General features: G+C 69.5%; 16 protein-coding genes and 1 pseudogene. 16 read left to right on the top strand and 1 reads right to left on the bottom strand.

Annotated features, from left to right (window positions below):
• Window positions 1-11: 11 nt before the first annotated feature.
• The 5 genes from NS3_RS14400 (at window position 12) to NS3_RS14380 (ending at window position 6,255) form a co-directional block, all read left to right on the top strand.
• Window positions 12-1,718, top strand: a complete 1,707-nt coding sequence (locus NS3_RS14400; RefSeq protein WP_067859672.1) for an ABC transporter substrate-binding protein — start codon at window positions 12-14, stop codon at window positions 1,716-1,718.
• Window positions 1,719-1,768: 50 nt separating this feature from the next.
• Window positions 1,769-2,344 carry an adenine phosphoribosyltransferase gene (locus NS3_RS14395; protein ID WP_067859995.1) on the top strand — a complete coding sequence of 192 codons (576 nt, stop codon included), beginning with the start codon at window positions 1,769-1,771 and terminating at the stop codon, window positions 2,342-2,344.
• Window positions 2,345-2,510: 166 nt separating this feature from the next.
• Complete coding sequence (locus NS3_RS14390) at window positions 2,511-4,121, top strand: ABC-F family ATP-binding cassette domain-containing protein (protein WP_067859669.1); 1,611 nt, start codon at window positions 2,511-2,513, stop codon at window positions 4,119-4,121.
• Window positions 4,122-4,243: 122 nt separating this feature from the next.
• Window positions 4,244-4,705 (top strand): RrF2 family transcriptional regulator, encoded by a 462-nt coding sequence (locus NS3_RS14385; RefSeq protein ID WP_067859667.1) that lies wholly within the window; start codon window positions 4,244-4,246, stop codon window positions 4,703-4,705.
• Window positions 4,706-5,019: 314 nt separating this feature from the next.
• A complete protein-coding gene (locus NS3_RS14380) occupies window positions 5,020-6,255 on the top strand; it encodes a globin domain-containing protein (RefSeq protein WP_067859992.1) in 1,236 nt (411 codons plus the stop codon).
• Between the two features lie 257 nt (window positions 6,256-6,512).
• Here NS3_RS14380 and NS3_RS14375 read toward each other — a convergent pair whose 3' ends face one another.
• Complete coding sequence (locus tag NS3_RS14375; protein ID WP_067859664.1) at window positions 6,513-8,906, bottom strand: RelA/SpoT family protein; 2,394 nt, start codon at window positions 8,904-8,906, stop codon at window positions 6,513-6,515.
• A gap of 350 nt (window positions 8,907-9,256) precedes the next feature.
• On the opposite strand from NS3_RS14375, the pseudogene NS3_RS30570 reads away from it, so the two are divergent.
• The 11 genes and pseudogenes from NS3_RS30570 to NS3_RS14325 all read left to right on the top strand — a co-directional run.
• A pseudogene (locus tag NS3_RS30570) lies at window positions 9,257-9,381 on the top strand (YnfA family protein); the annotation flags it as partial.
• 330 nt (window positions 9,382-9,711) lie between these two features.
• Window positions 9,712-11,340: a cutinase family protein gene (locus NS3_RS14370; protein ID WP_245649620.1), complete on the top strand. Its 1,629-nt coding sequence runs from the start codon at window positions 9,712-9,714 to the stop codon at window positions 11,338-11,340.
• Between the two features lie 56 nt (window positions 11,341-11,396).
• Entirely contained in the window at window positions 11,397-12,377 is a 981-nt protein-coding gene (locus tag NS3_RS14365) for a DUF8176 domain-containing protein (protein ID WP_067859660.1), read from the top strand.
• A gap of 16 nt (window positions 12,378-12,393) precedes the next feature.
• Window positions 12,394-13,275 carry a MinD/ParA family ATP-binding protein gene (locus tag NS3_RS14360; protein WP_067859655.1) on the top strand — a complete coding sequence of 294 codons (882 nt, stop codon included), beginning with the start codon at window positions 12,394-12,396 and terminating at the stop codon, window positions 13,273-13,275.
• Window positions 13,272-13,943: a hypothetical protein gene (locus NS3_RS14355; RefSeq protein ID WP_067859652.1), complete on the top strand. Its 672-nt coding sequence runs from the start codon at window positions 13,272-13,274 to the stop codon at window positions 13,941-13,943. Before NS3_RS14360 ends, NS3_RS14355 begins: the two co-directional genes overlap by 4 nt.
• Complete coding sequence (locus NS3_RS14350; protein ID WP_067859649.1) at window positions 13,940-14,236, top strand: hypothetical protein; 297 nt, start codon at window positions 13,940-13,942, stop codon at window positions 14,234-14,236. The genes NS3_RS14355 and NS3_RS14350 overlap by 4 nt, the downstream gene beginning before the upstream one ends.
• Window positions 14,237-14,252: 16 nt before the next feature.
• On the top strand, window positions 14,253-14,525 hold the full coding sequence (locus NS3_RS14345) for a hypothetical protein (RefSeq protein WP_067859647.1): 273 nt from the start codon (window positions 14,253-14,255) through the stop codon (window positions 14,523-14,525).
• A 29-nt stretch (window positions 14,526-14,554) separates the two neighbouring features.
• Window positions 14,555-15,139: a DUF8175 domain-containg protein gene (locus NS3_RS14340; protein ID WP_245649619.1), complete on the top strand. Its 585-nt coding sequence runs from the start codon at window positions 14,555-14,557 to the stop codon at window positions 15,137-15,139.
• On the top strand, window positions 15,136-15,948 hold the full coding sequence (locus NS3_RS14335) for a DUF8175 domain-containg protein (RefSeq protein ID WP_067859636.1): 813 nt from the start codon (window positions 15,136-15,138) through the stop codon (window positions 15,946-15,948). The genes NS3_RS14340 and NS3_RS14335 overlap by 4 nt, the downstream gene beginning before the upstream one ends.
• The gene (locus NS3_RS14330) at window positions 15,942-17,474 is read left to right on the top strand and encodes a conjugal transfer protein TraG N-terminal domain-containing protein (protein WP_245649618.1); all 1,533 of its coding nucleotides are present in this window, start codon (window positions 15,942-15,944) and stop codon (window positions 17,472-17,474) included. Before NS3_RS14335 ends, NS3_RS14330 begins: the two co-directional genes overlap by 7 nt.
• Complete coding sequence (locus tag NS3_RS14325) at window positions 17,471-18,961, top strand: SCO6880 family protein (RefSeq protein ID WP_067859986.1); 1,491 nt, start codon at window positions 17,471-17,473, stop codon at window positions 18,959-18,961. The genes NS3_RS14330 and NS3_RS14325 overlap by 4 nt, the downstream gene beginning before the upstream one ends.
• Window positions 18,962-18,967 lie beyond the last annotated feature (6 nt).

Here is an 18,967-nt window from a genome sequence, read left to right as displayed (position 1 = left end):
GGTTTCGTTTCATGCGAAAGCCACTCAGTGGCGGGCTGCGACTGGCGGGAGTGGGTGCGGCGCTCGCGCTGGCCGCGGGACTGGCGACCGGATGCTCCACTCAGAGCCAGGTGCCCTCCATCGGCTACGGCGTCGACGCGGTGCTCACCACCTACAACGGCGGCACCACGCTCGGCGTGAGCAGCGGTTCGGCGGCGGTGTTCCAACGCGTGCTGACCGGCTTCTTCTACACCGGCCCGGACGGCCAGCAGGTGGCCGACACCGATGTGGGCACCGCCAAGGAGGTGCCCGGCGAATCGCAGACCATCCAGTACCGGTTGAACCCGGACGGGGTGTACTCCGACGGCGTGCCGACCTCCTGCGACGACTTGGTGCTGACCTGGGCGGCGCGCAGCGGTCGTTTCACCGATGGTCCGGTGCCGCTGTTCGACGCCGCCGACACCGCGGGCTACCGCGATATCGAGCGGATCGATTGCCAACCCGGCTCCAAGGACGCCACCGTGGTGTTCCGCCCGGACCGCCGGTACCTGCCGTGGCGCACGCTGTTCACCGCCGGTGAGATGATGCCCGCGCACGTCGCCGCCAGGGAGGCGGGCGTGGCCAACGTGGTCTCCGCCGTGCAGGACGGCGACCGGGCGGCCATCGGCAAGCTGGCCGACTTCTGGAACAACGGCTGGACCCTCACCACGGGTGAACTCGACGCGGCCAGGTTCCCGTCCTCCGGCCCGTATCGGGTCGAGTCCTTCGGTCCCGAGGACGGGCTGGTACTGGTCGCCAACGAACGGTGGTGGGGCAATGCGCCCGAGACCGGTCGTGTGGTCGTCTTCGACAAGACCTCGGATCTGACGGCGAAGCTCGCCGACAACGCGGTGAGTGTGCTCGACCTCGGCGCGGGCTCGGTGGCCGAGCTCGACCTGAACGGCTTCTCCTCGAACACGGTGCCGGGTCGCGGGACCGAACAGCTGATCCTGGCCACCGGCGGCGTGCTCGGCTCGCCGGCGGCCCGCCGGGGCCTCGCCCACTGCGTCCCGCGCCAGGCGCTCTACAACGACCTGGGCAAGGCGGCCGACGTGCCGAGCACCGGACTGGGCACAGCTCCGTTGAATTCACTGATCAGCCAGCAGGATTCGCTGTACTACGGGGTATCGACGGCTGGTGCCGCGAAGGCGTACGAGGTGACCGACATCAGCGCCGCCAAGGCCGGTTTCGCGGGTGCGCCGAACCCGGTCGTCCGGATCGGTTACCTCGCTCCGGACCAGCGGCGCGCGCGGACGGTCGCCGCGATCGCCGAATCCTGCAAGGCCGCGGGCATCACCGTCGAGGACGCGAGCGCCACCGACTTCCGGCCGACCCAGTTGGCCGACGGCACGGTGGACGCGATCCTGTCGAGTACCGCGGGTGCTCCCGGTCCGGCGGGCTCGCTGGCCGGAGTGGCCGCGATGAGTGCCTGGCGGACCGGCAGCGGCGTCGATTTCGGCCGGTTCGGCAACGGCCGCTACGATGCGATCGTCGATCAGCTTGCCGCGGACCCCGATTCGACCACACAGTTGAATCTGCTGACCGAGGCCGAGAATCTGTTGTGGTCGGAGATGCCCGGCATCCCGCTGTTCGCCACCCCGCGCGTCATCGCCTTCGGCAACGGTCTGCACAACGGTGTGGCCGGGCCGACCCAGGGCGGTACCGGATGGAACATGGACCGCTGGGTGTTGCGGCGGTGACCGGGTCCGACGGGGACGGGCCGATCGAAATGACCATGGGAGAGGTGTCGATGAGCAAGCACGCGGCAACGGAGTCCGACCAGCAGGTGGCCGAGCGGATCGCCGCGGCCGCAGGGCACGTCGAGCGTCTCACCCGCTGGCACGACGACTTTCCGACTCCCGGGGTCCGTTTCGCCGACCTGACCCCGGTCTTCGCCAGTTCCGACGGCTTCCGCGCAGTGATCGAATCGCTGGCGGCCTGTGCGCCGGAGGCCGATCTGGTCGCGGGTGTGGACGCCAGGGGCTTCCTGCTCGGTGCGGGTGTGGCCACCGTTCTGGGCACCGGAGTGCTCGCGATCCGCAAGGCGGGCAAGTTGCCCCCGCCGGTGATCAGCCGCGAGTACAGCCTGGAATACGGTGCCGCCGCGCTGGAGATCCCCGGCAACGGGGTGGAACTGCGCGGACGCACCGTGCTGCTGCTCGACGATGTGCTGGCCACCGGCGGCACCCTCGCCGCCGCAGCACAGCTTTTCGAGGAGGCGGGCGCTCATGTCGTCGCCGCCGCTGTCGTGCTCGAACTGGAGGCGCTCGGCGGCCGCGCCCTCCAAGGCGACTACCCGCTGACCTCGATCGTTCGTATCTCCTGACCCGCGGCGGGCCGGGCGAGGAAAACAGTTGGCGGCGGTCCTGTCTGCCCGCCTATCCTGGATGGCGTCCTCGTCCCCGGCGATCGGAGTAGTGGTGCTCTTCTGAGGTGCTCTCGTGCGGCCCGTATTCGCGCGCCGCGTCACGACGCGACCTCGAGGACTCACCATGACCTCACTGTCCTTCTCCGATCTCACCTTCTCCTGGCCGGACGGCACCCCCGTTTTCGACGGTCTCGACGGCGACCTCGGTCCCGGCCACATCGGCTTGGCCGGGGTGAACGGTGCGGGCAAATCCACCCTGCTGCGGCTCATCGCCGGTGAACTGCGTCCGCTGCGTGGTTCGATCACCGTGCGTGGCCGCCTCGGCTACCTGCGTCAAGACCTCGGCCTGGCCGACGCCCAGTGCGTCGACCACGTGCTCGGCATCGCCGAGATCAGGGCAGCCCTGCATCGCGTCGAGACAGGCCGCTCCGAGGACGACGATTTCGACGTCATCGGTTCGGCCTGGGACGTCGAGGAGCGGGCGGTGGCGCTGCTGGCGCGCCTGGGCCTGGCCCACCTCGCCGATTCCGCCGCAGGTCTGGATCGCCGCCTCGACACCCTCTCCGGCGGCGAGACCGTGCTGCTCGGCCTGGCCGCGCAACTGCTCGGCGACCCGGAGGTCCTGTTGCTCGACGAGCCGACGAACAACCTCGATCAGGCTGCCCGCCAACGGCTCTACGACGTGGTCGACCAGTTCTCCGGTACGGTGCTGGTGGTCAGCCACGACCGCGAACTGCTCGAGCGCGTCGACGCGATCGCCGAACTGCGCCAGGGCGCGCTACGGGTGTTCGGCGGCAACTACACCGATTACGAGCGACAGGTAGCCGCCGAACAACAGGCCGCGCAGGTCGCGTTGCGCACCGCCCGCAACGATGTGCGCAGACAGTCCAGGGAACTGGCCGAGACCAGGACCAAGCTGGATCGGCGCAAGCGCTACGGGGAGAAGTCGGCCGAGAACATGCCGAAGATCCTGGCCGGCGCGCGCAAACGCGCGGCACAGGAATCGGCGGGCAAACTGCGCAACACCCAGATCGAGCGCGTCGCCGCCGCTGCCGAGCACCTGCGCGAAGCCGAGGACTCGGTGCGCGCCGACCAGCAGATCCGCCTCGATCTGCCCGATACCCGCGTGTATCCGGGCCAGGACGTGCTCGACCTCGTCGACGCCGAATTGTCCTGTGGCGCAGCCGACCCCGATCGCCGGGTGACCCTGCGGATCACCGGCCCGGAACGGATCGCGCTGACCGGCCGCAACGGTGTCGGCAAGACGACGCTGCTGCGACGCATCGCCGCCGAGCCGCCGAAGGTGCCCTGGCGGATCCTGCCGCAGCGGCTGGACCTGTTCGATCCGGACCGGACGGTGTTCGAGAACGTCGCCGCCACCGCGCCGGAAGCATCGCCGGTGCGCATCCGCGCGCAGCTGGCCAGGCTGCTGTTCCGTGGGGCGGCGGCCGATGTGCCCGCCGCGGCGCTGTCCGGCGGCGAGCGACTGCGCGCGGCCCTGGCCATGCTGCTGCTCGCCGAGCCCGCGCCGAAACTGCTGCTGCTCGACGAGCCGACCAACAATCTCGATCTGCCCAGCCTGCGCCATTTGACCGAGGCGCTGGCGGGTTTCGAGGGAGCGCTGATCGTGGTCAGTCACGATCCACGCTTCCTGGGCGAGATCGGGGTGACGCGCCGCGTGGAACTCACCGGCGACGGACTTGCGGTAGCCGACGCGCCGGACGCGGCCGGCTGAGGGCGGGGTCTCGTCACCGGGTGCGGTCGGTGCGGCGGTACGGTGTCGGCGACGCTGTGAGCCCGGCGATACTCGGGCCCGATAATTCGCCTCCGGGAGGCGGAATTACGTATGCTCCCACTATGCAGCTGTCCAGGTTCACCGATCTCGGCCTGCGTGCCATGATGCGCCTGGCTGTCGGTGGCGCCGCCGAGGAGCGTGTCACGGTCCGCCTGGTCGCCCGGCAGGTCAATGCCTCGGAACACTATGTCGCCAAGGCGGTGACGAAACTGGCCGATCTGGGGTTCGTCGACTCGCACCGCGGCCGTACCGGCGGGATCTTCCTCACCGAACGCGGCCGCGCGGCCACCGTCGGGCAGATCGTTCGCGGACTCGAGGGCGCCTCGGAGGTCGTGGACTGCTCCGGTGAGCATCCCTGCCCGCTCGCCACCGCCTGCCGGCTGCGGCGCATGCTGGCGCAGGCACAGGAGATGTTCTACCGGGAATTGGACAATTACACCCTCGGTGACCTCGTCGACGATCGCACAGTCCGGATGTTGTACATGCCGGACATGCCCGAAGCGGCGGGTGCGCACATTCGATAATTCGACGGACCGCGCGCTTTCGCTGTCGAAATCCGGGACGACGACGAATCCTATTTCTGTGAAATAGGATTGTTTTCTGCTGTGCATGCGCACATACTGTGGTGGTACTTCTCCTGTCACGCATTCGGCGTGCGCCCTCGATGTCGATCTTGTGACCGGCAAATCAGCAGGTAGATGGTGTTCCTGGCGACATATTCCGCACTGGCGTGCGTAATTGAGCTCACCGGCTCCGGAGTCGATTTCCGGTGCTCCGATTGGTTACCGTATTTCCAGTGGCAATCGAGCCCAGATGGAATCTCGACGAGGAGAACCCCATGACCACCGTTCTGCCTTCGGCGCTGGATACTCCCGCGGAATTGGAGACCCACCACGCCGACGTGGTGCGTGCGACGCTCCCGGTGATCGCCGAACATATCGACGACATCACCGCGCTCTTCTACCAGAAGATGTTCGGCGCCCACCCCGAGTTGCTCGCGAATCTGTTCAACCGCGGCAACCAGAAGCAGGGAGCGCAGCAGCGCGCGCTCGCGGCATCGATCGCCACCTTCGCCACCCACCTGGTGGATCCCACGCTGCCGCATCCGCGTGAACTGCTCGCCCGCATCGGCCACAAACACGCCTCGCTCGGCGTGGTCGCCGAGCAGTACCCGATCGTCCACGAGCACCTGTTCGCCGCGATCGTCGAGGTGCTCGGCGCCGATGTCGTCACCGCCGAGATCGCCGCCGCCTGGGACCGCGTCTACTGGCTGATGGCCGACACCCTGATCGGTTTCGAACGCGAACTCTACGACGGCGCGGGCGTGGCGCCCGGTGACGTGTTCCGCACGGCCGTCGTCGTCGACCGCATCGAGGATCCTTCCGGCGTGGTCACCTTCGTCGTGGAATCCACGGACCCGGCCCGCCCGTTCTCGGATTTCCTTCCCGGACAGTATGTCTCGGTAGGTGTGACGCTGCCCGACGGCGCCCGTCAGCTGCGCCAGTACAGCCTGGTCACCGCACCGGGCAACGGCCGTCTGGCCTTCGCGGTTCGCCCGGTCGAGGCGACCGCCGAACAGCCCGCGGGTGAAGTCTCCACCTTCCTGACCGGCACCATCGGCACCGGCGACGTCCTCGACGTCACCCTGCCCTTCGGCGACCTCACCATCGACACCGCCGCCACCGACCCGCTGGTCCTCATATCCGCGGGCATCGGCATCACTCCGATGATCGGCATCCTCGAATACCTCGCCGCCGCCACCCCGCAGCGCAAGGTCCTCGCCATCCACGCCGACCGCACCTGCGACACCCACCCGCTGCGCGCCGTACAGGAGGACCTGATCGAGAGCCTGCCCGACGCCACCCTCGAACTCTGGTACGAACAGCCCACCCCCGGCGCGCACACCGGCACCCTCGCCCTGTCCACCCTCGCCCTCCCCGCCGGTGCCCAGATCTACCTCTGCGGCGGCGCCGGCTTCCTCCAGTCGGCCCGGGCCCAGCTCGACGCCGCGGGCATCTCCCACGACCGCGTCCACTTCGAGCTCTTCACCCCGAACGATTGGTTACTCGCCTGACGGACGGACGCTCTGCACGGGTCAATACTCGAGATCCGACCAGGGGATGCGGATCGGAAAGGGAAAGTCGATATGGACTCCGGCCTCGTCGGCCGGAGTCCATTCGCCTGCCAGGCGGTAGTCCGCCGGATGCAGCGGTCGTACACCAGGCGGTAGCTCGCCGTATCAGGTCATGAACTCCGGAAGGTAGGGTTCGTCGGGCCGAGACGATGGCATGAGGTCAAGGTAAGCCCGGTCTCACCCGTTTCGACGGTCTGTCAGGCCGCCGAGGTCACCCGGTACACGTCGTAGACACCCTCCACATTGCGCACCACGTTCAACAGGTGGCCGAGGTGCTTCGGGTCACCCATCTCGAAGGTGAACTTGCTGATGGCCACCCGATCCCCGTGGGTGGCGACCGAGGCGGACAGAATGTTGACCTTCTCGTCGGCGAGGACCTTGGTGACATCGGAGAGCAGGCGGGTGCGATCCAGTGCTTCGATCTGGATGGCGACCAGGAAGACCGAGGACGGCGAGGGCGCCCACTCCACGTCGATGATGCGTTCGGGCTGCTGGCGCAGGGATTCGGCGTTGGTGCAGTCGGTGCGGTGGACGCTGACCGAGCCGCCGCGGGTCACGAAGCCCATGATCTCGTCGCCCGGGACCGGGGTGCAGCACTTGGCCAGCTTGGCGACGGTGCCGGAGGCGCCCGGGATGAGCACGCCCGCGTCGCCGGTGACGCGCTGACGGCTCGGGGTGGTCGACGGCGTCGAGCGTTCGGCGAGCTCGTTCTCCACGTCGCCGATGCCACCGAGCTGGGCCATCAGGCGCTGCACGACGTGATGGGCGGAGACCTGGTGCTCGCCCACGGCGGTGTAGAGGCTGGAGATGTCGCTGTAGTGCAGTTCGTGGGCGACGGCGTTCATCGCGTCCACGCTCATCAGCCGTTGCAGCGGTAGTCCGACGCGGCGGACCTCCTTGGAGATCTGCTCCTTGCCGCTTTCGAGGGCTTCCTCGCGGCGTTCCTTGGCGAACCACTGCCGGATCTTGGCCTTGGCGCGCGGGGACACCACGAAGTTCTGCCAGTCCCGGCTCGGGCCCGCGTTCTGCGCCTTCGAGGTGAAGACCTCGACGACCTCGCCGTTCTCGAGCTGGCGTTCCAACGCGACCAGCCTGCCGTTGACCCGCGCGCCGATGCAGCGGTGGCCCACCTCGGTGTGCACGGCGTAGGCGAAGTCCACCGGGGTCGACTTCTGCGGCAGCGTGATGACGTCGCCCTTGGGGGTGAAGACGAAGATCTCCGGCGACTTCAGGTCGAAGCGCAGCGACTCCAGGAACTCGGCGGGGTCGGCCGCCTCGCGCTGCCAGTCGAGCAGCTGGCGCATCCATGCCATGTCGTCGACCTCGGCGGCGTCACCGGAGTGCTTGCCCTTGGTCTCCTTGTAGCGCCAGTGCGCGGCGATGCCGAACTCGGCGGTGCGGTGCATGTCCTGGGTGCGGATCTGCACCTCGAGCGGCTTGCCGTCGGGGCCGACGACCGTGGTGTGCAGCGACTGGTAGACGCCGTAGCGGGGCTGGGCGATGTAGTCCTTGAACCGGCCGGCCATCGGCTGCCACAACGAGTGCACCACGCCGACCGCGGCGTAGCAGTCGCGCACCTCGTCGCAGAGGATGCGGATGCCGACCAGATCGTGGATGTCGTCGAAGTCCTTACCCTTGACGATCATCTTCTGGTAGATCGACCAGTAGTGCTTGGGCCTGCCCTCCACGACCGCCTGGATACGCGAAGCGGCCAGCGTGTTGACGATCTCCGCGCGCACCTTGGCCAGGTAGGTGTCGCGCGAGGGTGCGCGGTCGGCGACCAGGCGCACGATCTCGTCGTACTTCTTGGGGTGCAGGATCGCGAACGCGAGGTCCTCGAGCTCCCACTTGACGGTGGCCATGCCGAGGCGATGGGCCAGCGGCGCGATGACCTCGAGGGTCTCCTTGGCCTTCTTCGCCTGCTTCTCCGGCGGCAGGAAACGCATGGTGCGCATGTTGTGCAGGCGGTCGGCGACTTTGATGACCAGCACGCGCGGGTCGCGGGCCATCGCGATGATCATCTTGCGGATGGTCTCGGCCTCGGCGGCCGCGCCCAGATTGACCTTGTCCAGCTTGGTGACGCCGTCGACCAGATGGGCGACCTCGTCGCCGAACTCGGCCTTCAACTGCTCGAGGGTGTAGCCGGTGTCCTCGACGGTGTCGTGCAGCAGCGCGGCCACCAGCGTGGTGGTGTCCATGCCGAGCTCGGCCAGGATGTTGGCGACCGCGAGCGGATGGGTGATGTAGGGGTCGCCGGACTTGCGGAACTGGTGGGCGTGGCGCTCGTCGGCGACGTCGAAGGCCTTCTGCAGCAGCGTCAGGTTCGCCTTCGGGTACAGCTCGCGATGGACCGTGGCCAGCGGCTCGAGCACCGGCTTGACCGCGGCTATCCCGCGCTGACCGGTCATCCTGCGGGCCAGCCTGGCGCGCACTCGGCGCGAGGCGGAGGTGGGCACGGCGGACGTGGCGGAGGGCTGCTTGGGCGGCAGGGACTTGGGAGTCGGCTTCGGGTCGGGAGTTTTCGACGGTGGCGAAGGCGGCGTCGCCGTCGCCGATTGCTCGACATTCGCCTCGCCCAAGTGCTGAGTCATGCCACCGCCTCTCCATGCCGCGATCCGCACCACATTATCCGACCACGGCTACTGCCCGGACCACGACGTCGGCCGCGATCTCCGCTTCGTCGCGGGGTCGCGGCGCAACGTTGCCACCATTGTCCCGCGCCGGAGCCCTTCGCGCTCGTTCTCCCCACTGTTCGCGCGCCGGAAAGGTGCAACACGAGACGCGCCGGGAGCCTTCCCGGCACCCGTCCCGTCGCGTGGGCGACGGCTGAGGTGACGTCCGGAGAGCATCGGCGTCGATCGGCCCTTCTCGGGCGGCGCAGCGAGCGTTCGGCAAACCGGGGATGCCGCGCCCGCGGCGAGGTGTCGGTACTTTTCGCGCAATGACGGTTCTGCGGTCCCTGGTGTTGTTCGGCCGGCGGCGCTCGCCGAGATCGGCGGCGCCTGGCTGGTGTGGCAGGGCTACCGGGAGGGGCGCGGACTGTGGTGGATCGCGGCGGGGGCCTTGATCTGCCGCTGGCGGGGGCGTCGATCTGCCTGATGGGAGTGGCGGTCATCATGTACGCACCGCGCTGACCCGCCGGGCCCGGACCGGAATCGGAACGCGAAGGCTCGATTGCGTTCTCGTGCATGTGTTCGGAAACTTGCCGGGCGTGGCACCGGGACGCGCCGCGCGGTGTGGGGTAGTGTTTGCGCTTTTGCGTAAAGTTTTCGCTGTTGGGCGAGTCATAGCCGGAATCTGTTACGGTCTATTGCGTTTCAGGGTTGAGGGTTGTTGCGGCAACGGGACTGATTGCGAAGCGCTATGACTGGGTACCTGGCTGGTCTCACGGGACTGGTGGTCGCAACCACCGTCACCGTGGTTGCCGCGTACTCGGCTCCGGCTCCCGCATACGCCGCTCCCGCGAATCCCGCTGCGCCCGCTTCGAATTCACCGGCCGCGCCGGAGTTGACGATCGACGACTGCCCGGCGCTGTACGCGCTGGGCGTGCAGGGCACCGGCGAATCCTCACCCGACGCCGCGCCGACCACCGACACCGGGATGCTGTCGATGGTGTTCATGCCGATGCTGGCACGGGCCGCCGAACCGGGGCTGGTCGAACGCGCCTACGTACCCTACGAAGCCGGGTTCGGCGGGTTCACCGGCGGCGCCCCCGTCTCGTACGCGGATTCCGTACTCGGCGGTCTGGAACGACTGCGCTCGATGGCTCGCCAGGTCGCCGACCGATGCCCGGACACCCGGCTCGGGGTGGTGGGCTACTCCCAGGGCGCGCACGTGGCCTCGATGTTCGCCCAGGAAGTGGGACAGGGCGCGGGCGTGGTCCCGGCCGAGAAGGTCGCGGCGGTCGCGCTGTTCGCCGACCCCACCCGCACTCCCGGTGCACCGCTGTTCCCCGGCTCGCCCGGCAAGATCACCCCCGATCCCGCGCCCGGTGTGCAAGCACGGCAACTGGCGACGATCGCCGCGCTGCCGCAGACGCCCGCGGCCGGCGGCGGCATCGGGCCCGACCGCGATCGAGCCGCGAACTTCGCCGCGCTCACCGGCCGTGTCGCAAGCCTCTGCGCCGCAGGCGATCTCGCGTGTGACGCGCCGGCGAACGCGCCGATCCTGCGGGTGGTCGCCTACATCGCCGGGCAGGCGCAGGTCAGCGGCGGCGATCCGGTCGCCTCGCTGCTCTCGGTCGGGCAGGCACTGGCCTTCACCTCGATCAAGACGGCCACGACGGTGGCCACCGAGGACATCCAGGGCGGCACGCCCGCGGACATCTCGCTCTCCCCGCGCAAGTCGATCTCCGAACGCCTGGCCGACGCCGCCGACCCGCGCACCCCGCTCGACGCGGGCGAGGCCCTGCGCGGTCTGTTGCGGGTCGGCCTGATCGGATTCAACGCGGTGGTCGCCGTGGTCAGGGACGTGCTCAGCCCGGCGGTGCTGTCCGAACTCGCGACCGCCGGTCTGAGCGATCCCTCCGCCGGACTCGCGCTGCTCGGCGGGAAACTCGCGGGCGCGACGCCCGAACTGGTGCCGCCTACGACCATCTCCCGGCTGGTCGCCCAGGCCTACGACGCGATCGTTCGGAACGTCACCGACAATCGCGAACTGCTGGATCTCACGACGTGGGTACGGTATTGGGACACCGCCCGCCACCATGGCGCTTATCACAGCGCGACGGCGGGCGGCGGGGGCGAAGCGCCCACCCGGTTCGTCGCCGACTGGTTCGCCGCGACGGCCCGTGACCTGGCCGAACACACCGGAGCCGCGGGCGCGCCCGCGCTGGGGCAGGCGCATGTGGACACCCGATCAACTGCGGGCGCCCCCGGCGCGTCGGCTACTCCGAACCCCGGCGGTGCGGGACAATTTCCGTTCGGGACAGGAGCCGATGGCGCCTCATCCGGGGGCGTGACCTCGATTCCGCCCACCGCGCGAACCGGCGAAGCCGATCGCCACTACCCGTTCTCCACGAACTGATCGCCGAGAGGTCCGACGATGCGATATCACGCGCCCGGCCCCGTGGGAATGGGGGAATGTTGAAGTCGTACAAAGATCTGTCCCGTTGGTACGGCCCGATCGAACCGGCAGGCACACCCGCGCCCGCGGAGGCGGAGCCGATACCGGAGGCCGACCGGAATCGGCTCGCCGCGCCCGACCCCGAGGGTCCTGCCCGGTTCCCGAACCACCTTCGCGACGAGGACCGCGACGCCGATCCGGCCGACGCGCGGGCGGTCGCCGAGGTGCCCGCCGATCTGCCGACCCGCCGCAGCGAATTCACTGGCGGCTGGTCGGACTGGGTGGCCGAGGACGCGCCGGTCCCGGTGCACGCGCCGGGCCCCGACGACGATTTCCCCGAGCGCGAAGCCGACCTGGTCCGCTTCCCGTGGCCCGATGACGACGACTACGACGAGGATCCGGCGCCCACGCCGCCCGCCACGCGCTCGCTGCGCGAGCATCCGGCGACCCGCCGCGCCAGGACGGTGATCGTCCTGGTGATCGCGATCCTGGTGCTGATCGCCTCGGCCGTCGGCGCACTCGTGCTCGTGCGGCTCTCCGGCGACCGGCCCGCGGCCGCTGCCGACCCCACGCCGATGCGGTTCACCGCGGGCAGCGCGCAGGCGGGCATCACCACCGGCTGTCCCACCGAACGCTCCGACCGGGTGCTGCGCAGTGCGGCTGCGGGCGGGGACACCTCCGGGCCCGAGGCCGTGCTCGGCTTCCAATACGCCTACTACGTCGAGCGTTCCGGCGAGCGCGCCAGGCACTTCGTCGCACCGGACGCCGCGGTGCCGAGCGCGGAGATCATCCAGCGTGGCATCGGCACGGTCCCGGTGGGCACCACGCACTGCGTGCGGGTGACCACGATCGGCGAGAAGGCGGCCGGCGAGAGCATGTACGCGGTGGAGGTCACCGAGTATCGGCCCGGTGGCGCGCCCGCCACGTACAACAAGCAGACGGTCACCACCGCGGTGGTCGGCGGCCGGGTGCTCATCTCGAGCATCACGGCCGGATGAAGGAGAGCTGAGAGCGATGGGAGAGGACTGGAGCCGCTGGCTCGACGAGGCGCCCGACCGGGGCGAACCGCCGAGCCGCGAAGCGCGTACCAAGGCTCCGGTGGTGCGGTTCCGGCGTCGGGCCGGTGGGGATGGTGACGGCGGCGAGGAATGGGGGCAGCGGCCGATCCTGGTGGTCGGCGGCTGCGGTGGCGCGGGCACGACGACGACGGCTCTGGGGATCGCGGGCGAACTGGGCGCCGCGGGCACCCCGACGGTAGCGGTGGACGCCACCGCGGCGGGCGGCGACATCGCCTTGCGCGGCGCCGACGAGCATCTGCATCCGATCAGCCTGCAGTCCTGGTTGTACGGCCGCGGCGACGACGAACCCGCCCCGCTGAAGGAGTGCCTGTCGCGCGCGACCTCCGGTATCGGGTTGCTCTGGCGGGACGCCGCGCCGTTACGCCGCCGGGCGAGCTACCTGACGGTGGCACGGGCGGTCGCCGACGCCGGCTATACCGCGGTCTACGACGGCGGCCACCCCATCGCGGGCAGGCAGTTGCGTCCGCTGCTCGACGACGGGGACATCGCCCTGGTACTCACCATTCCGGCGCGCCCGGACGCGGCCAACCGCTTGCGGGTCACCCTGGAGTGGCTCGACGACGAATTCGGCGAGGCCGCCGAGGGCCAGGGCAACGGCATCGTGGGTGACACCACGCTGGTGATCTCGCACCAGGCGCCCGGCGACGACTCCCGTGTCGCCGACCACCTGCGCGAGCACCTGTCCGGATGGGTTCGCGACATCAGGGAGATCCCCTACGATCCGCATCTCGCGCGCGGCGAACTGGTGTGCCACGCGGAACTGGCCGAACAGACGCGCCGCGCGTACGCGCGGCTGGTGGCGGGGGTGGCCTCGTGACCGCCGCCATGCGGCTGCGCCGCAAACTCGACCCGCGTCCGGCAGGCGTCGTCGCGCCGCCCGAATCCCGCCGTGCCCCGGTATGGGATCGGCCGGTGCCGGGCGTCGGACGTGCCCCGCTGGTGTGGTTGCTGGGAGTGCACGGAGGCGCGGGCGCGACGACTCTGGCGCACGTGCTGGCCCCGACGGCCGACGCCAGCCGTCGCTGGCCGGGCGGGTTCGATCGCGAGTCGCCGTTCGTGGTGCTCGTCGCCCGCGAGACCATCTCCGGGCTGACCCGCGCGCACGATCTGCTGCGTCAGCACCACTTCGGCTTCGGCGGCCCCTCGGAGGTGATCGGTCTGATCACGGTCGCCGCGCGACCGGGCCGGATGCCCGCCGAGATCCGCCGGTACCGCGAGCTGGTGGGCTCGCTGGCCGGGCCGGTGTGGCAGGTGCCCTGGTACGAGGAATGGACTCTGGTCGAGCCCGAGCAGTTGCCGGTCTGGACGCCGGGCGACCCGATGCCCGAACGTAAACGCAAGATCGATCCGCTGGACGAGGTGCCGGTGGAGGTTCGCGAGCTGGGGGCTGACATTGTCGACGCGGTCCGTGAGAAGCTTGACAGCAGAACAGATTTCGCCGACGACGATGTAACCGATCCACCATTCGAGAAAGGGCCCCGATGAGCATGTTCCTCTTGGCTGTCCAGGACACCTACGGCGTCGTGCTCGCTCAGGTCGGCAATCCGACCCCGGAGGCGCCCCCCGGATCGGAGAAGATCCTGCAGCTGGTGCGCTATCTCACCTGGTTCGTCCTGCTGTCCGGGATCTGCGGAATCATCTACGCGGGCGGCAAATTCGCCTGGGAGCGCTGGTCCGGCGGCGGCCTCGAGTCGCCGAAGATGGTGGCGGGCGCGATGATCGGCGGCGTGGTCGCCACTAGCGCGGGCACCATCATGAACGCTGTCATCGGTACGTAAGGGTAAGGGTCGGGGAATGACCACGCTTCGAATGCAGACGGATCTGCTCGCCTACAAGCAGATGCCGTCGGAGGTGCTCGAACCGCTGATGCAGTTGCTGAACTGGTTGCTGTGGTTCGTGCTCATCGTGTGCCTGTCCTGGATGATCCTGTCCGCGGGCAAGTTGTGGATCGCCTTCCGCACCGATCTGGCCGCCAACGACGCCTCGCACGGCGTGCTGATGAGTCTCATCGGCGCGATCGTCGCGAGCGGGGCCACCAGTATCGCGCTGGCCTTCCTTCCGGCGTGAGTGTGGGGCGGAGCATGGGAACGGCGGTGATGGTGGGTACGGTCGCGCTCACCGCGGCGGTCGGCTGCGCGGACGGTGGCGAGCAGGAGGGAGCCGATCTCTCCGCGCCGCCCACCGAGGTGCGCTGGCAGCCGTATCAGGGTGTGGCGTTGCCGCACACCGCGCAGGGGCCGGAAGTCCTCTCCGACGGTGCGGCAACGGGTTTCGAGCAGTCCCCGCCCGGCGCGGCGGTCGCCGCGATCACCCACACGGTGCGCCTGTCGGTGGCACCGGACGGTGACTGGCCTGCGGTGGTGGCGAAGGAAGTCCTGCCGGGTCCGGCGCGTGACGCGTGGGCGGTGGACCGGGTGCGGGTGTCGATCACCGGACCGGCCGACCCGGAGTACGCGCCGCGGCTGCGCGGCTACCGGATCACCGAGTACACCGGTGAGCGCGGTCTGGTGGATGTCTATACCGAGTACTCGGACGGCTCGCTCGCGGTGAACCACACCGCGGTCGAGTGGTCCACGCAGGATTGGAGATTACGGCTGCCCGACCTGGATTCGACCGCCCGGCCGATAGCGGCGGTCGACGCGCTACCCGGCGACATCGTGACATTGGAGGCACCGAAGTGAGTCAGAAGGAGCCCTACACGCGCGAGCGTGTCTCCTTCGGCGCCGTCGCGTCCGCCGCGCTGCTGGCCCTGATCGTGATCGTGGGTGTGGTCGTCTACATCTCCCGTGACGAGGACGCCGCGGGCGGCGGGCAGGCCGAGCTCGCCGCGACCGTCGGCGAGGGCTTCGCGACACCGGAGGTCGACCTGTTCGGCCGTCGCGTGGATATCCCGAACAATGCTGCGGGACAACCACTTCCGCAGGACCCGGCGCGACAGCGCAAGCCCTCGGATCTGGACTGGCTGACCGCCAGACCCGCGGGGCTGGATCAGCCGCGCGGCTGGCAGCGGGTCTACGGCGCCTCGGTGCCGTTCTCCACCTCCGACGGGCCCGCCCGGCTGGAGGAAGGACAGCCGGTGGGGTACGCGCACACCCCACAGGGCGCGGTGCTCGCGGCCGCGCAGATCACCTACCGGCTCAACGCCCGGCCCGCCGACCGCGAGTTGTACGTGCGTCAGGTGCGCGCCTCGGCTCAGCAACTCGCCGAGTACGACCGCGCCATGGACCAGAACCGGCTGCCCGAGCAGCAACCCGAGCGGATCACCCGCTACTTCGTGGCTCCCGACGCCTTCCAAGTCGAGAGTTACGCCGACGACCTGGCCGTCGTCCGGTTCGCCTCGCGCGGACAGGTCGTCGACGACAGACAGCTGTGGGTCGCCCTGCGCCTGGTGATGGTGTGGGAGGCCGGTGACTGGCGGCTCAAACCCGCCACCGCCGAGGGCAGCCGTACCGAATACATCGAATCGCTTGCGGGGTGGACTACATGGTGATCATCGACAAGGCGGCGCCACGCATGGACAAGGCCGAGCTACGCACGGAATCAGCCGAGCCCCGAGGAGCGAACACGATGGTGCGCAAACTGGTGACCATCCTCGCGGTGATCTTCACCGTCATGGTGGCCACGCCCACGGTGGCCTACGGCCAGACCTACGGATTCGACGAGACCTGCAACGAGATCCACGACACCCTCGACGGGGTCGGCCTGCCCGGCATCTCGCTGGGCGATGCCGCCTCGGCGGTGTGCAAGGCGGGCAATGCCGCGTCCCATCCCGGCGACGCCGCCACCGCGGTCAAGGACAAGGCGTGGGAATCCACGTTCGGCAGCGTGGTGGATTCGCTGATGAACGGCCTGGGTGAGGCGATCATCCTGGCGTTGACGTTCTGGATGAAGGTGCCCAACGAGGCGGCCAGTGACGGCGGATCGCTGTTCACCAAGATCAACGACTACACCTACCAGATACAGATATTGCTGCTGATCGCCTCGATCATCCTGACCGGCGCGCGCCTGGCCGAGGCCAGACGCGGTGCGGCGGTGAGCGAGGCGGCCGAATCGTTCCGGATGTTCGCCCGGGTGGTGTTCAGTTCCTGGATGCTGGGCGCGGTGATCGTCGCCGGCACGCAGGCCTCGGACCGGTTCGCGGAGTGGATCATCGAGGACTCGACCAACGGCAATGCCAAGGACATGGCCGAGCTGATGGTGAAAACCAGTGCGCTGCAAGCGTTCTCGCCCGGTCTGGTGCTGATCATCGCGATCGTCGGCCTGCTCGGCGCGCTGGCGCAGATCGTGCTGGCGATCGTGCGGCAGGGCTTGCTCATCATCGCGGCGGGCGTGCTCCCGCTGGCGGCGGCCGCCTCCGGCATGAACGTCGGCAAGCAGTCGTATCAGAAGCTGGTCGGCTGGATCATCGCCTTCATGCTCTGGAAGCCGGTGGCCGCGATCGTGTACATGATCGCCTTCACCACCGCGGGACATGTCGACGGGCTGTCCACCTCGACGATGCCCGACGGTGAACAGGCCCAGCGCATGCTGGTCGCCATCGTGCTGCTGTGCTCGGTCGCCTTCGTGCTGCCCGCGCTGATGCGCCTGGTCACTCCGGCCGTCGCGATCGTCGGCTCCGGCGGCTCGGGTCTGACCGCCGCGGGCGGCACCCTGGTCGCGGCCGCGGCGCTCGGCGCGATGGGCACCAAGGCGGTCGGCGTGAAGCAGGCCGCCGCACCGGGCTCGGCCGGCTACGTCAGCGGCAGCGGCTCCGGTCCGCGTCCGGGCGGCGCGGGTGGCCCCGGTGGCGGCAGGCCCGGTCCCAACAATCCGCAGGGTGGCGGCGGTCCGCGAGCCTCGGGCGCGCAGGGCTCGCGCGGAGTACCCTCCGGAGCCGCCACCGCGGCCGGGCGGGTCGGCGCGGCCAGAGCCGCGACCAGCGGTATGCGCCGGGCCGACGATTCGATGGGTGATGTGGCAGGGGATCGTTGGGCGAACCGTTCGCCCGACCTCGGGAGGAGCACCATTCCGCGATGACGATCAGCGACACCTACGAGCGCCGCTCCTACGGGTTGTGGCAGAAGCCGCGCAGCGCGGGCCTGTTCGGCTTGCGCTGGGAAGAGACGGTGATCGGCTTCGTCGTCGTGATCACCGCGCTGATCTGTGCCATGGTCGGTGGATTCACACTGGGCCTGGTCGTCGGCGGAATCGGTGTGGCGGTGATGGTTCCACTGGTGTGGCGGACGGGGGGCCGCTCCGGCTACGAGACGGGATTGATGATGTTCAACTGGATGCGCTCGCGCAGTCGCGGCGAACACGTGTATCGGGGCGGCCGGTTCTCCCGCATTCCCGGTGGCGTCACCCGACTGCCCGGCCTGCTCGCCCCCTCGAAGCTCTACGAGGGCATCGACGCGGGCGGCTACAGCTTCGGCATGATCCACCTGCCGCAGTTCGCGCAGTACACCGTGGTGCTGCGGGCGTGGCCGCAGGGCCACGAGGCCGTCGACCAGCCGGTGATCGACCGCTGGGTCTCCGCGTGGGGCACCTTCCTGGCCTCGGTCGGCCAGACCAGCGACATCGTGGCCGTGGTGCCGGTGATCGACACCGTGCCCGAGACCGGTAACCGGCTGCTCACCGAGGTCTCCACGATCACCAAGCCGGAAGCGCCGGAGCTGGCCCAGCAGGTGATGTACGAGCTGGCCACCGAATTGCCGCAGGAGCGGGTGCAATTGCTGCCGCGCGTGGCGATCACCTTCAAGGCCACCACCGCCGAGCGCCGCAAGAATCCCGCCGAGGAGGCGGTCGAGATCGGCAGACGGCTGCCCGGCATCTGCGCGGCGCTGGCCGAGGCGGGTGTGCGCGCTCAGCCGATGTCGGCCGACGAAGTGATCGCGTTCATCCGCCGCAGCTACGACCCGGCCTCGCAGGCCGACCTCGAGGTCGCGGCCTCCGAACCCGAAGGGCACGGCCTGGATTGGGCCGACGCGGGCCCGGTCTCGCACGACGAGAAGTGGGACCACTTCATCCACGACGGCGGCCGGTCGGTCACCTGGGAGATGGACGCCGCCCCCGAGGGCGCGGTCGACGAGCGGGTGCTGCAGCGGTTGCTCGCACCGAACCCGGAGGTGCCGCGCAAGCGCATCGCCATCGTCTACCGGCCGCATTCGGCGGCCGACGCCGCCGAGATCGTCGACGACGACTTCAAGAACGCGCTGGTCGCCCAGCAGAGCGAACGCGGCGTGGTGTCGGCCGCGGCGACGCTGCGCGTCGGCGCCACCCAGCAGGCGCGCGAGGAGCAGGCCAGGGGCCACGGTGTGACCCGCTTCGGCGCACTGGTGACCATCACCGAACCGCTGCGCGGGGATCTGCCGCGCATCGAGGCCATCACCCGTGACCTGTCCACCCAGGCGCGGTTGAAGATCCGGCGGTGCTACCGCTACCAGGGCGCGGCCTTCGCGGCCTCGCTCGGCTGCGGCGTCATCCTGCCGGAGCACGCGACCATTCCGAAGGCATTGGCGGGGTGAGCTGAC

It is taken from the genome of Nocardia shimofusensis NBRC 100134, assembly GCF_001613125.1.
GTDB classification, from domain to species: Bacteria; Actinomycetota; Actinomycetes; order Mycobacteriales; family Mycobacteriaceae; genus Nocardia; species Nocardia shimofusensis.
The sequence above is the reverse complement of the archived record's forward strand: the minus strand, read 5'-3'. Positions and strand labels throughout refer to the sequence as shown.

What these genes read in the sequence shown, in the direction of transcription:
- NS3_RS14380 (WP_067859992.1), top strand. Translation starts at nt 5,020, where the DNA reads ATGACCACCGTTCTGCCTTCGGCGCTGGATACTCCCGCGGAATTGGAG.
- NS3_RS14395 (WP_067859995.1), top strand. Translation starts at nt 1,769, where the DNA reads ATGAGCAAGCACGCGGCAACGGAGTCCGACCAGCAGGTGGCCGAGCGG.
- NS3_RS14375 (WP_067859664.1), bottom strand. Translation starts at nt 8,906, where the DNA reads ATGACTCAGCACTTGGGCGAGGCGAATGTCGAGCAATCGGCGACGGCG.
- NS3_RS14365 (WP_067859660.1), top strand. Translation starts at nt 11,397, where the DNA reads ATGTTGAAGTCGTACAAAGATCTGTCCCGTTGGTACGGCCCGATCGAA.
- NS3_RS14360 (WP_067859655.1), top strand. Translation starts at nt 12,394, where the DNA reads ATGGGAGAGGACTGGAGCCGCTGGCTCGACGAGGCGCCCGACCGGGGC.
- NS3_RS14330 (WP_245649618.1), top strand. Translation starts at nt 15,942, where the DNA reads ATGGTGATCATCGACAAGGCGGCGCCACGCATGGACAAGGCCGAGCTA.
- NS3_RS14390 (WP_067859669.1), top strand. Translation starts at nt 2,511, where the DNA reads ATGACCTCACTGTCCTTCTCCGATCTCACCTTCTCCTGGCCGGACGGC.
- NS3_RS14345 (WP_067859647.1), top strand. Translation starts at nt 14,253, where the DNA reads ATGACCACGCTTCGAATGCAGACGGATCTGCTCGCCTACAAGCAGATG.
- NS3_RS14325 (WP_067859986.1), top strand. Translation starts at nt 17,471, where the DNA reads ATGACGATCAGCGACACCTACGAGCGCCGCTCCTACGGGTTGTGGCAG.
- NS3_RS14400 (WP_067859672.1), top strand. Translation starts at nt 12, where the DNA reads ATGCGAAAGCCACTCAGTGGCGGGCTGCGACTGGCGGGAGTGGGTGCG.
- NS3_RS14385 (WP_067859667.1), top strand. Translation starts at nt 4,244, where the DNA reads ATGCAGCTGTCCAGGTTCACCGATCTCGGCCTGCGTGCCATGATGCGC.
- NS3_RS14350 (WP_067859649.1), top strand. Translation starts at nt 13,940, where the DNA reads ATGAGCATGTTCCTCTTGGCTGTCCAGGACACCTACGGCGTCGTGCTC.
- NS3_RS14340 (WP_245649619.1), top strand. Translation starts at nt 14,555, where the DNA reads ATGGTGGGTACGGTCGCGCTCACCGCGGCGGTCGGCTGCGCGGACGGT.